This is a genomic window from Trinickia violacea (assembly GCF_005280735.1).
Lineage (GTDB): Bacteria > Pseudomonadota > Gammaproteobacteria > Burkholderiales > Burkholderiaceae > Trinickia_A > Trinickia_A violacea.
In genome coordinates this window covers 3,758,136-3,770,443 of the sequence record NZ_CP040077.1, presented here as the reverse complement: position 1 = coordinate 3,770,443, position 12,308 = coordinate 3,758,136, and the positions used below count along the sequence as shown (strand labels likewise).

The following is a 12,308-nucleotide window of genomic DNA, read 5'->3' as shown; positions in this document are numbered from 1 at the left end:
CACGAGTTTGATCCGCCAAATACCGGCTCGCTCCGTGCCGCCGATACCGCAAATCGACGCGGACCACCGTCTGATGCCGGTAAAATTGCGATTTGTTCAACTGACGGGCGCCAAGTTGCCCGCACACGCTTGATTGAGCAACAATACAGCCCTATTGAGGGCCTCATCACAGACAAAAGTGTCGCTTCAGACGACATCGCAAGTTTCCCTATGAACGCTACAAGCGCGCCGAACGGCGTAACCCACGGCTTGTCCGTATCCGTCGTGGTCTACCGGCCGGATTCGGCGCTTCTTGCCCGCACGATGGCGAGCCTGGCCGCTGCGTGCGCGGCAGTCCGCGCGAAGCATCCGGATTTTGCCGCCAGCTTTTGCCTGGTCGACAACGGCGGGCTGCCGGACGTGTCCGCCGAACTCGCGGCGCTGCGCGAACATGGCGTCGCCAACTCGGTCGTCAGCGGCCACGGCAACGTGGGCTATGGCCGAGGCCACAACTTGGCGATTCAGCACGCCGAGAGCCGCTATCACCTCGTGCTGAACCCCGACATCGACCTCGACGAGCACGCGCTCGTCGCGGCCCTCGATTTCTTCGCCGAGCATCCGGACGTCGGTCTTCTGAGCCCGTGCATCGGCGACGACGAAGGGCAGATCCAGTACCTCTGCCGTCGCTATCCCACGGTGCTCGACCTGTTCGTGCGCGGCTTCCTTCCGGCGTCCGTGCGCCGGCTCTTCGCACGCCGCCTTGCGCGCTATGAAATGCGCGACCTGATCAACGAGCGCGACGTTGTCTGGGACCCGCCGATCGTCAGCGGCTGTTTCATGCTGTTCCGCACGGACGTGCTGAAGCAGCTCGCCGGCTTCGACGATCGATATTTCCTGTATTTCGAAGACTACGACCTGAGCCTGCGCACGCATGACACCGCTCGCATCGCGTATGCCCCTTCAGTGAGGGTGATGCATCACGGCGGCGGCGCGGCGCGCAAGGGGCACGCACATATCCGGATGTTCTCCGCGTCGGCCTTCAAGTTCTTCAATCGTTTCGGCTGGAAGTGGGTATGAGCCGCGTCTTGGTCACCGGCGCTAACGGCTTCGTCGGACAGGCGCTGTGCCGTACCTTGATCGAGCGCGGGCACGCGGTGACCGGGCTCGTGAGGCACGCAGGCGGCTGCACGATGGGCGTGAGGGAATGGGTCCAGCAGAGCCAGGACTTTATCGGTCTCGATGCCGCCTGGCCCGCCGGGCAGCAAGTCGACTCGGTCGTCCATCTGGCGGCACGCGTTCATGTGATGCAAGATCGCGCGGCCGATCCGCTGGGGGCTTTCCGGGCAACGAATGTCGAAGGCGCGTTGCGCGTGGCGCAAGCGGCGCGGCGCAACGGGGCGGCGCGCTTTGTTTTCGTCAGCAGCATCAAGGCAGTCGGCGAAGCCGATTCGGGCCTGCCGTTGCGCGAAGACGATCCGCCGCGGCCGCAGGACCCGTATGGCCGCTCGAAACTGGAAGCTGAGCAGGCGCTTGTTCATTTCGGCGAAGCATCAGGGCTCGACGTCGTGATCGTCCGTCCGCCGCTCGTCTACGGTCCCGGCGTGCGCGCCAACTTCCTGCAACTGATGAACGCGATCGCCAAGGGCCGGCCTTTACCGCTCGGCGCGATCTCGGCGCGGCGCAGCCTCGTGTACGTCGATAACCTCGCCGACGCGCTGTTGCGCTGCGCGACGGATCCGCGTGCAGCGCATGGCCTGTTTCATGTCGCCGACGGCCACGACCCATCCGTGACCGAGCTCGCACAAGCACTGGGCAAGCATTTGAATAAGCCCGCGCGACTCATCCCGATGCCGGCGCGTCTGCTGCGCACGGCGGGGCGCCTGACGGGGCGCTCGGCGCAGGTCGAGCGACTGGTCGGTGACCTGCGCGTCGATATCTCGCGCATCCGCGCGGTGCTTGCCTGGCAGCCACCGTATTCCGTCGACGATGGTCTGGCCGCCACAGCGCGCTGGTACCTGTCGACGCGTTGAGACCACTTCAGCCATATGCCCATTTACCTCAACTGGCTACCTTCCTGGACTGCGGTTTTGTTCGTTGCCGTGATGGCGGCGCTCGTGTGCGCCGCCATCCTTGGGGCGCTCTTGAAAACCGGGCTGGCCTGGCGTCTTGCCACCGACATCCCGAACGATCGCTCGCTCCACGTGCGCCCGACGCCGCGAGTGGGCGGGTGGGGCATCGTTCCGGTATGCATCGCGGCGATCGCTTGGGTGGCGCCCGGGCTGTGGCTCGTAGCCGCCTGTGCGCTCGTCCTCGCCGCCGTATCGCAGATCGACGACCGGCGGGGCCTGCCGGCGCGGGTGCGCTTTGCCGCGCACTTTGCCGCGGTCGTGGCATTGCTCGCGGTCTATCCGGCAGCGACGCCTTGGTGGGCGCTCGCCTGCATCGCGTTTCTTATGCTATGGCTGGTCAATCTTTACAACTTCATGGACGGCGCCGATGGTCTGGCGGGCGGCATGGCGCTGTTCGGATTCGGGGGCTATGCGCTGGCGGCGCTGATGAGCGCGCATCCCGCGCCCGAGTTGGCGCTGGCTTGTGCGGCCGTGGTCGGGGCAGCGGCGGGGTTTCTGCTTTTCAATTTCCATCCCGCGCGAATTTTTCTCGGCGATGCGGGATCGATCCCTTTGGGGTTTCTCGCCGGCGCCCTCGGCTATTGGGGCTGGCGCGAGGGCACGTGGCCGATCTGGTTTCCAGCGATGGCGTTTGCACCGTTTATCGGCGACGCATCGGTCACGCTCGCGCGGCGACTCGCCCGCGGAGAAAAATTTTGGCAGGCGCATCGGGAGCACTACTATCAACGGATGGTGCGCTCCGGCATGGGCCACGCGCGAACCGCCCAATGCTGGTATGCCGTGATGCTCGTCGGCATAATGCTTGCTTTGTGGGCGCTGGACCGTTCCATTGCCTTACAGTGGAGCCTCGTTTCCGTATGGGTTGTCATACTCGTGCTGATTGGCGCCGCAATCGATGTCCGCTGGCGTCGTTTTCAAACAACAGTTTCTGAACAACCTGAGGTGTGACGCCGATGCTTCGACACAAAGCCTCGTGGCTGTCGTTCAGCGCTTTTCTCTTCGATCTGTGCGCCGTATTGGGCACATGGCTCGTCGCTTATCTGATTCGATTTAACGGCGCTATTCCGGATGAGTTCTGGCATGGCGCGTTGCACGCGCTAGTCTGGGTGCTTCCGTTATATGGCCTGATGTTCCGCATTTTCGGCTTGTACCGCGGCATGTGGGTCTTCGCGAGCCTCCCCGACTTGCTGCGCATCTCCAAGTCGGTGTTCACGGGCGGCGTCGTAGTCATGGTGGCCGCCGTGATGGTGCAGCCGCTTCCGATCATCCCGCGCTCAGTCCTGATCGTCTCCCCGATCCTGCTGTTCCTCGTGATGGGCGGCGCCCGCGCGCTCTACCGCGCGACGAAAGAGTTCTACCTATACGGCGGCCTCGTCGGCGAAGGCAAACCTGTGATCGTCCTCGGCGCCGGCAACGCCGGCGCCAACCTTGCCCGGGAACTCTCGCGCTCCGGCGAATGGCGCCTCGTCGGCCTCCTCGACGACGACCCCGCCAAGCAAGGCCGCGAAATCTACGGCCACAAGGTGCTCGGCCCGATCAGCGATCTCTCGAAATGGGCCACGACCCTGCGCGCCGAGCACGCGATCATCGCGATCCCGTCGGCCTCGGTCGACGCGCAGCGCCGCGTCGCCACGCTGTGCGTGCGTGCCGGCGTGCGCGCGATGGTGCTGCCCGCGCTCACCACGCTCACGCAAGGGCAGGCGTTCCTGTCCCGCGTGCGTCAGATCGACCTCGAAGACCTGCTCGGCCGCGATCCCGTCAAGATCGACATGCCGCACGTCGAAGCGCTGCTGCGCGGTCGCGTAGTCATGGTGACGGGCGCGGGCGGCTCGATCGGCTCGGAGCTGTGCCGCCAGATTCTGCGTTTCGCGCCGGCCCAGCTGGTCGCGTACGACGTGTCCGAATTCGCGATGTACCGGCTCACCGAGGAACTGCAGGAGCGCTTCCCCGATTTGTCGGTGATCCCGATCATTGGCGACGCGAAAGACTCGCTGCTGCTCGATCAAGCCATGTCGCGCTACGTGCCGTACATCGTCTTTCATGCGGCGGCGTATAAGCACGTGCCGCTGATGGAGGAGCTCAACACGTGGCAGGCGGTCCGCAACAACGTGCTCGGCACCTATCGCGTTGCGCGCGCGGCAATCCGGCACAACGTCAAGCACTTCGTGCTGATTTCCACCGACAAGGCCGTCAACCCGACCAACGTGATGGGCGCGAGCAAGCGTCTCGCGGAGATGGCCTGCCAGGCATTGCAGCAGACGAGCGGGCACATCCAGTTCGAAACCGTGCGCTTCGGCAACGTGCTCGGCAGCGCGGGCAGCGTGATTCCGAAGTTCCAGCAGCAGATCGGCAAGGGCGGTCCGGTGACGGTCACGCATCCGGAAATCACGCGCTTCTTCATGACGATCCCCGAAGCGTCGCAACTCGTGCTTCAAGCTTCGAGCATGGGGCACGGCGGCGAGATCTTCATTCTCGACATGGGCGAGCCGGTCCGGATCGTCGATCTGGCACGCGACCTGATTCGTCTCTACGGCTACACGGAAGAACAGATCCGCATCGTTTTCACGGGTCTGCGTCCCGGTGAAAAACTCTACGAAGAGCTGCTCGCCGACGACGAAACGACCACCCGCACGCCGCATCCCAAGTTGCGCATCGCGAAGGCTCGTGAAGTGCCGGACCATCTGCTCGACGAGCTGCTGCCGTGGCTGATGCAGCATCGCGTCCTGCCCGACGACGAAGTGCGCCGCGATCTGCGGCGCTGGGTACCGGAATATCAATCCACGATGGCGCCGGTGCTGCAGAGCGTGCCGTCGGCTGCCGCGCGCTAACACACTCAGAACCCCACGCATGAAGAGACCTGCTTTGCCCCATGGTTCGCCCGAATTTCGAGATAGGGCGGCGAGCCCGCGCGGACTCGTGCTCTTTACCGAGAGCTCGCGCAACATGGGTGGCCAGGAATGGCAGCTCCTCCAGCAGATTCAGGCGTTGCGTTCTTCGGGGATGGACAGCGTGCTCGCGTGCCGGCCCGATAGCCTGATTGCGCTCGCGGCGCGGAAGGCATCCGTCGAGACGCTGACGCTGCCGTTTCGCAACAGTACGAATCCATCGACACTGCTTGGGCTGCACAACTTTCTCAAATCGAGGCGTCCGGTCGCGTGCGTGTGCCATAGCGGACACGACACCAACAACCTGTCGATTGCCGCCCGAACCCTGCAGCGCCGGCCGCGATTGATCCGCTCGCGCACCTACCACTGCGGGCGAGCGTCCTCGTGGACGTACAACCATTTTGTCGACGCGACCGTGGTGCCGAGCGAGCACCTGCGCCGGCAAATCCTGGCGAACCAGCGCATCGCGGCCCACCGCGTCAAGACGGTCTATCCGGGTGTCGATTTCGACGGCCTGGATGCCGATCTGGACCGCCCGCTGCCCGCCGATCTGCAGCAATGGATCGATGCCGGCGACGGCCCGCTGCTGGTTCAGGTGGGCATGTTCCGCCGGGAAAAGGGTCATCACGTGACCCTCGAGGCGATTGCCGAGGCGCGCCGGCATCTGCCGAATCTGCGCTACGTCGCAGCGGGCAGCGGCCCGCTGGAGGCCGAAATTCGCGCGCAGATCGGCGCGCTGGGCTTGGGGGCGGCGGTTTGGGTCGGGGAGGTGCGTCCCGTGGCGCCGTTGCTGAAGCAGGCGGATGTGCTGTTGATGCCGTCGTTGGCCGAGCCCCTCGGCATGGCGCAAATCGAAGCGCTCGGGCTAGGCATCCCGGTGCTTGCGAGCGACGTTGACGGCATTCCCGAGACCGTGTCCCATCTGGAGACCGGCATGCTGGTGCCTCCAGGCGACGTACGGAAATGGACCGAGTCCATCGAGTTCGCGCTGGCCCGTCCCGAGACGATGCGCGTCATGGCCGAGCGCGGCCGTGCCGACGTGCGCGGCCGATTTTCTGTCGAGTTGAACACATCGACGCTGCTTGGGCTGATGGCGCACCACCGCTAAGGCGAGGGCCGTGGTCCGGCCGTTCAGGAGCGAGACGTCCGGCATCGCGGCAAGTGCGAAATGCTAGGGCCGGTGGTGATGGCCCTTGCGAAACACAAGCCACCGCGGCGACTTGAACCGCACGATGCTGACGTAGAGCCACACATACGTCGCGGCAAACACGACGACAAAGCAGAAGAGGTGCACCGTGTGGCGCCAGAACAGCGTCGCCGGAATCACCGCAATCAGACACAGCAGCCACAAGTACGGCGACGTCATCGAATTGCGCCGCGTGAGTTCGTGCGCGGTGCGCACCCCCACCGCCCAGCGCATCAACCGCTTATAGACGAGCATGTGCAGATGCACGCCGTCCGGAATCCCCGGCGATATGCCGCGGACGAACTTCTTCCGATAAATCGAAAAGCACGTCTCGAAGATCGGGTACATGAACAGCAGCACCGGATACCACGCGGACACCTCGCGATGCCGCATCACGAGCAGGATCGACAGCTCGGCGAGCATGAAACCGATGAAATAAGCGCCGCCGTCGCCGAGAAAGATCAGCCCGGCCGGGAAATTCCACATGAAAAAGCCCATCACGGCGCCCATCATGATGAACGACGCGGACAGCACGATCGGGTCGTGCACCTGAAACGCCACGTAGGCGAGCGACGCGAACATCATGAACGCGACCATCGACGCAAGGCCGTTGAAGCCGTCGATGATGTTGATCGCGTTCGCGAGCGCGGCCACCGCGAGCACGGTCACGGCGCACGAAATCACCGCATACGACAGCAGGAAATCGAGCGGCGGCACGCTGATGCGCGTGACGGCGATATTGAGCGCGAAATAGGCGAGGGCGGCGGCGCCCATCGTGCAGACGAGGCGCGCGAACGGCGAGACGCGCTTCGTGAGGTCTTCGATGAGTCCCGACGCGAACGCCGGGATGCCGCAGGCGATGAGCCCGAGAATGCCGCCCGACACGGCCGGATAGGTGGGATGCAGCTGGACCGCGCCGACGACGAGCCCAGCCAGGATCCCGATCCCGCCCACGCGCGGCACCGGCCGGGCGTGGAATTTCTGCACGCCGGCGAGGTCGGTATCGGTCGAGAATTTTTCGTGCAGATGCGCATAGCGCACGATCAACAGCGTGATCAGCAGCGAAACGAGAAAACCAAGCGCAAAGCTAAGCATTGAAGTGGCCTGAAGACGGACGCCGAATTATACAAACGAATCAGGGCTGTCCATCGGGCCGCACCGCACGCAGAGCGGGAGATCGAGCCGATCGCGGCGGCAGAACGCACCGCGCCGGAACCATGAGCTCGCCGCCGCGGCGCTATCTACCTCAAACATACCGCGTCGATGGCCCGCAGCATCCTGCCGAAGAACTCGTCCGCGACCTGCGGATCGAGCCAGCGCACGATCAGCGCGATCTTCCTTTCGGGCTCGATCCACATGAACGAGCTCCCGGCGCCGACGCCGAAAAAGCTCGACTCCGGCACGCTCGGAAACACGCGCCGTCCGGTATTGAGCCAGACCAGACTGCCATAGAACGGGGCGATGGCGCACGGGGTGCGCATCCGCGCGATCCATGCGCTCGACAAGACGCGCCGCCCTTGTGCGAGGCCGTCGTCGAGCAGCATCTGCGCGACCTTCAGCTGGTCGTTCGCGCTGACCGACATCCCGCCGCCCCAGTGCGAGCCGCCCGGCACCGACTGCACGCGCCTGCCGCCGACCTCGACCCAGGCATCGTCATACCCGACCCATTGCCAGTGCTCGCTCGCCCCGACGGGCCGCATGATCGCTTCCCGAAACACGTCCGGCAGCGGCCGGCCGAACAGATGCAGCAGCGCGAGCGAGAGCTGATTGATCCGCACGTCGTTGTACTCCCAGTACGTGCCGGGGCGCTGCAGAGGACGCAGGTCGCCTTTCCGGCCGCCGGGCGGCGCGGCGAACGTGACCGCGCGGTAGTGGTCGGCCTGGTCGGACAAGCCGAAGCACGCGCCTCGCCATTCGCTCGTCTGCTGGAGCAGGTGCGTCCACGTGACCGCGGCGTTGTGCTCGTCGTCGAAGCCGATCCCCGGCACGCGGACGCGCACCGGCTCGTCGGGATCGGGCAGCAGGCCGCGATCGTGCGCGACGCCTGCGAGCAGTGCGAGATACGTCTTCGCAATGCTGAAAGTCAGGTCCGCGCGATCGGGCTCACCCCAGGTTGCGAGCGGGCGTCCGTCGACGGCAAGCGCGCCCGACACCGGACCGCGATCGTGCAGCGGGCCGAGCAGCCGGTTCCAGGGCGGCGGATCGTTGACGTGCACGCCGAACGCGCCTCCCGTGTGGCGATCCCACGTCGATTCATGGTCGACGGAAAACTGGATGGCGTCTCTGATTTCCTGCGCAAGAGCGTCTTGCATGGGTCACTTCCTGGGTTTCGATCGATTCAACGCGCGCGCAGCCGCGCCCGCGCCCACAGAATCGTCAACAGGCTCACGACCGCGGCGAACATCAGATACAGACCCGGCGCGAGGTTGTTGCCCGTGGCCGCGATCAAGGACGTCACCACGAGCGGCGTGAACCCGCCGAACAGCGTCGTGCCGATGTTGTAGCCGACGGCCATGCCGGTCGTGCGCGTGCGGACCGGAAACAGCCCCGCCATCAGCGCGGGAATCGGCGCGAAGTAGATCGTCTTCAGCAAGGCGACCCAGACGACGGCGACGAGCAGCGAGGGCAGCGTTGGATGCGCATTCATGAACACGAAGGCCGGATACACGGTCAGGAAGAACAGCACACCCGCGCCGAGCATGATGCGCGTGCGGCCGACCTTATCCGACCAGTGTCCGACGAGCGGCGTGAGCAGCGTCACGATCAATCCGGCAAGGAAGGTCGCGATAAAGCCGGACGCGGGCGGGAGCCCCAACTGGCGCGCCGCATACGTCGGCATATAGAGAAGGATGTACTGGGCCGACGTCGTGAGCACGAGCACGCCGATCGATACGAGCACGCGCGACTTCTGATCGGCGAGCAGCTCGCGCACCGGCGAGGCGGCTTTTTCGCTGCGCTCGAACTCGGGCGATTCGTCGATGCGGCGACGGATATACAGGCCGACTGGGCCGATCAGCATGCCGAACAGGAACGGCACGCGCCAACCCCAGCCTTCGAGCTGCGGCTGCGTCAGCGCGCCCGTGAGTACGGCGCCGAAGGCGGACGCGAGCAACGTGCTCGCACCCTGGCTCGAGAACTGCCAGCTCGACATGAAGCCGCTGCGCTCGGGGGCATGCTCGACGAGGAACGCGGTCGAGCTGCCGAACTCGCCACCCGCCGAGAAGCCTTGCAGCAGGCGGGACACAAAGATGCCGACGGGCGCGAAAAGGCCGATCGTCGCGTATGACGGCATCAGCGCGACCAGGCCGGTGCCCACCGTCATCATCGCGATCGAGAGCGTCAGCGACGCCTTGCGTCCCTTGCGGTCGCTATAGGAGCCGAGCACGATCGCGCCCACGGGTCGCGCCAGATACGACAGCGCGAATGTGCCGAACGCGAGCAGCAGCGACACGGTCGCGTCATGCGTGGGGAAGAACAGCTTCGACAGCGTGGTCGCGAAGTAGCCGTAGACCATCAAGTCGTAGAACTCGAGCGCGTTGCCGATCGAGGTCGCGACGATCAGGCGCGAGACGCCCGCGCCGGACGCGGACGAGGCAACGGCGTGGCTGGCGGCGGCGGTTTCAGTGCTCATGGCGGCGTCCTCGTGCAAGGGTGGCGGCAGCAGGCGGGGCGGGGTTGCATGCGGGGCGGGTCGCGTCGGACGCCTGAACGCCGAGGTCCCAGAAGAGCCCGGCCATGATGCGCAGCGCCTCGCGCGCCACGGGGCCGAGCAAATGCTCGTCCGGCGCGTGCTGCGAGCAGCCCGGGTAAGAGTGCGGCACCCATAGCGTCGGCATGCCCAGCACCTCGGCGAACACGTCGTTCGGCAGCGTGCCGCCGAGGTTCGGCAGCAGCACCGGTTCGCGGTCCGTCGTCAGGCGCAGCGAGCGCAGCGCCCACTGGACCCACGCGTCGTCGGGATCGACGCGCGTGGCGGGCACGCCGCGCTCCACGTCGATCTCGACGGTGCCGAAGCCCTGCGCGTCCAGATGGCGGCGCACCATCGACTCGAGGTTTTGCCAATCCGTGCCTACGACGAAGCGCAGCTGCATGAAGGCGACGGCATGCGGCGGAATCGCGTTCACGGGCTTGTCGGGATTGCCGGTGCGAAACGCGAGCACCTCGAGGCTGTTCCAGCCGAACACGCGCTCGGCCGGGGTGAGGCCGGGCTCGCCATAGTCCGCGTCGACGGCCGGTTCGCCCGGATTGCCGCCGACCTGCAGGCCTGCGAGCGCGCGGCGCACGGAGTCGGAGATCGGCGGCGGGCGCAGTCCGTCGACCAGAATCCGTCCGTTCGCGTCGGCCAGCGACGCGATCGCGTTCGCGAGCACGATGCCCGGATTGCGCAGCAGACCGCCCCAGTTGCCCGAATGATGGCCGCCGTCGCGCAGCTTCGCTTCGAGCTTGAAGTTCACGACGCCGCGCGAGCCGAGGAACACGGTCGGCCGATCGGCGCTGAGGCGCGGGCCGTCCGAGGCGATCAGCACGTCGGCCGCGAGCTCGTCGCGCAACTGCTCGCAGAGCGCATGCAGGCCAGGCGACCCGACTTCTTCGCCGGTCTCGAACAGCAGCTTGAGGTTGAAGCCGAGCTTGCCGGCGCGCGCGTCGAGCACGGCCTTCAGCGCGGCCAGGTTGATGCTGTGCTGGCCCTTGTTGTCGGCGGTGCCGCGGCCGTACCAGCGCTCGCCGTCCACCGTGACCTCCCACGGCGAAAGGCCTTCGCGCCACTGGGCGTCGTAGCCGCGCACGACGTCGCCGTGGCCGTAGCCGAGCACGGTCGGCAGCCGGTCGTCTTCGTGGCGGTGCGCGATCAGGAACGGGCCGGCGCCCGCCGACGGATTGCCGACGATGCGGCACGCGAATCCCCAGCCGGTCAGGAGCGGCGTCAGCTCGCGCTCGAGATAGTCGCGCAGGCGCGCGCCGCTCTCGGCTTCCTGGCTCTCGGTGCGATACGCGACGCGGCGCCGGAGGTCATCGAGGAGGCGGCCGGAGTCGTACTCGGCGGCCGCGTTTTGGATGGCGATTTCACGAGTCAACGGGGTTTCTCCTTGCGTCGTACGAATGGGCGCGCGGGGCGCGGCAAGCAGTCGAAACGATCGTGAAGCCGCCGATATTTCTGCACAATTACAATATTTCTCAGCTATCGTTGCCGAAACGGCAAAGCGACTGCGCCTATCGACATGGACCACACAGCACTGCGCTACTTTCTCGAAGTGGCTCGAAGCGGATCGCTGAGCAAGGCGTCCGAGCGGCTCTACGTGGCCGTGTCGGCGCTGAGCCGGCAAATCGGGAAGCTGGAAGAGGAGCTGGGCACGCCGCTGTTCGAGCGCCGTCCGCGCGGCATGGTGTTGAGCGAAGCGGGGCGGCTGCTTGCCGAGCACGCGCGGCGCAGCCTGCTTGAGTCGGAGCGCGTGGTCAGCGAGATTCGCGGCCTGCACGAGGGCGGCCGGGCCACGATACGCGTGGCGAGTTCCGAGGGCGTCGCGCCGCATTTTTTGCCGCAAGTGTTTGCGCATTTTCTGAAGACGCATCCGGCGACGCATTTTCAGCTCGACGTCTCGTCACCGGCGGTGGCGACGCAGCGTGTACGGGAAGGCACCTCCGATATTGCGGTGTGCTTCAGCATCGCGCCCGAAAAGGAAATCAACGTGCACTACTCGCAGCGTGCGCCGATTTACGCGCTCGTGCGGCGCGGCCATCCGCTTGCCTCGCGCGAGTCGGTGTCGCTGAAGGATCTGGCGCCGTGGCCGCTCGCCATGGACAATCAGGGCGTCACGATCCGTCAATTGTTCGACATTGCGTGCAGCCTGGCGGGGCTCGTCTTCGAGCCGGCGTTCGTCAGCAACTATCACGCGGCGCTGCAGAGCTTCGTACGGCTTACCGACGCCGTCACGCTAACCGGCTATCTGACGGTGCGCAGCCGCCTCGAGGCGGACGGGCTCGCGGCCGTGCCGATCACGAACCCGGCACTGCACCAGCGCACCTTGCAGGTTCAGACCATGGCGGGACGCACCCTGCCGCAGGCGATCGAGTCGTTTATCGATCTGCTCACGCGCGCGATCGACGATCCCGTCATTGTCGATTGACGCG

At 65.8% G+C, this 12,308-nt stretch carries 10 protein-coding genes; 6 read left to right on the top strand and 4 right to left on the bottom strand.

The genetic code is table 11. From position 1 onward, the window contains the following. Positions 1 to 210: 210 nt before the first annotated feature. The 5 genes from FAZ95_RS17290 to FAZ95_RS17270 are packed head-to-tail and all read left to right on the top strand — an operon-like array spanning position 211 to position 6,101. Positions 211 to 1,056, top strand: a complete 846-nt coding sequence (locus FAZ95_RS17290; RefSeq protein WP_137333565.1) for a glycosyltransferase — start codon at positions 211 to 213, stop codon at positions 1,054 to 1,056. Next, positions 1,053 to 2,009: a UDP-glucose 4-epimerase family protein gene (locus tag FAZ95_RS17285; protein ID WP_137333564.1), complete on the top strand. Its 957-nt coding sequence runs from the start codon at positions 1,053 to 1,055 to the stop codon at positions 2,007 to 2,009. Before FAZ95_RS17290 ends, FAZ95_RS17285 begins: the two co-directional genes overlap by 4 nt. Positions 2,010 to 2,024: 15 nt before the next feature. Beyond that, positions 2,025 to 3,056, top strand: a complete 1,032-nt coding sequence (locus FAZ95_RS17280) for an MraY family glycosyltransferase (protein ID WP_137333563.1) — start codon at positions 2,025 to 2,027, stop codon at positions 3,054 to 3,056. Between the two features lie 5 nt (positions 3,057 to 3,061). Next, entirely contained in the window at positions 3,062 to 4,936 is a 1,875-nt protein-coding gene (locus FAZ95_RS17275; protein WP_137333562.1) for a polysaccharide biosynthesis protein, read from the top strand. A 19-nt stretch (positions 4,937 to 4,955) separates the two neighbouring features. Continuing rightward, positions 4,956 to 6,101 carry a glycosyltransferase family 4 protein gene (locus FAZ95_RS17270; protein WP_217497411.1) on the top strand — a complete coding sequence of 382 codons (1,146 nt, stop codon included), beginning with the start codon at positions 4,956 to 4,958 and terminating at the stop codon, positions 6,099 to 6,101. A gap of 63 nt (positions 6,102 to 6,164) precedes the next feature. On the opposite strand, the gene FAZ95_RS17265 is transcribed toward FAZ95_RS17270, so the two are convergent. From FAZ95_RS17265 to FAZ95_RS17250, 4 genes are all read right to left on the bottom strand, one after another. After that, positions 6,165 to 7,274, bottom strand: a complete 1,110-nt coding sequence (locus FAZ95_RS17265; RefSeq protein ID WP_137333561.1) for an MraY family glycosyltransferase — start codon at positions 7,272 to 7,274, stop codon at positions 6,165 to 6,167. A gap of 146 nt (positions 7,275 to 7,420) precedes the next feature. Then, a complete protein-coding gene (locus FAZ95_RS17260) occupies positions 7,421 to 8,491 on the bottom strand; it encodes a serine hydrolase domain-containing protein (protein ID WP_137333560.1) in 1,071 nt (356 codons plus the stop codon). A 26-nt stretch (positions 8,492 to 8,517) separates the two neighbouring features. After that, on the bottom strand, positions 8,518 to 9,810 hold the full coding sequence (locus FAZ95_RS17255; RefSeq protein WP_137333559.1) for an MFS transporter: 1,293 nt from the start codon (positions 9,808 to 9,810) through the stop codon (positions 8,518 to 8,520). After that, complete coding sequence (locus FAZ95_RS17250) at positions 9,800 to 11,254, bottom strand: M20 family metallopeptidase (RefSeq protein ID WP_137333558.1); 1,455 nt, start codon at positions 11,252 to 11,254, stop codon at positions 9,800 to 9,802. Before FAZ95_RS17250 ends, FAZ95_RS17255 begins: the two co-directional genes overlap by 11 nt. Positions 11,255 to 11,398: 144 nt before the next feature. Between FAZ95_RS17250 and FAZ95_RS17245 the strand changes: the two genes are divergently transcribed. After that, the gene (locus tag FAZ95_RS17245) at positions 11,399 to 12,304 is read left to right on the top strand and encodes a LysR family transcriptional regulator (RefSeq protein ID WP_137333557.1); all 906 of its coding nucleotides are present in this window, start codon (positions 11,399 to 11,401) and stop codon (positions 12,302 to 12,304) included. Positions 12,305 to 12,308: the final 4 nt, after the last annotated feature.

What these genes read in the sequence shown, in the direction of transcription:
- FAZ95_RS17245 (WP_137333557.1), top strand. Translation starts at nt 11,399, where the DNA reads ATGGACCACACAGCACTGCGCTACTTTCTCGAAGTGGCTCGAAGCGGA.
- FAZ95_RS17280 (WP_137333563.1), top strand. Translation starts at nt 2,025, where the DNA reads ATGCCCATTTACCTCAACTGGCTACCTTCCTGGACTGCGGTTTTGTTC.
- FAZ95_RS17265 (WP_137333561.1), bottom strand. Translation starts at nt 7,274, where the DNA reads ATGCTTAGCTTTGCGCTTGGTTTTCTCGTTTCGCTGCTGATCACGCTG.
- FAZ95_RS17285 (WP_137333564.1), top strand. Translation starts at nt 1,053, where the DNA reads ATGAGCCGCGTCTTGGTCACCGGCGCTAACGGCTTCGTCGGACAGGCG.
- FAZ95_RS17290 (WP_137333565.1), top strand. Translation starts at nt 211, where the DNA reads ATGAACGCTACAAGCGCGCCGAACGGCGTAACCCACGGCTTGTCCGTA.
- FAZ95_RS17275 (WP_137333562.1), top strand. Translation starts at nt 3,062, where the DNA reads ATGCTTCGACACAAAGCCTCGTGGCTGTCGTTCAGCGCTTTTCTCTTC.
- FAZ95_RS17255 (WP_137333559.1), bottom strand. Translation starts at nt 9,810, where the DNA reads ATGAGCACTGAAACCGCCGCCGCCAGCCACGCCGTTGCCTCGTCCGCG.
- FAZ95_RS17270 (WP_217497411.1), top strand. Translation starts at nt 4,956, where the DNA reads ATGAAGAGACCTGCTTTGCCCCATGGTTCGCCCGAATTTCGAGATAGG.
- FAZ95_RS17260 (WP_137333560.1), bottom strand. Translation starts at nt 8,491, where the DNA reads ATGCAAGACGCTCTTGCGCAGGAAATCAGAGACGCCATCCAGTTTTCC.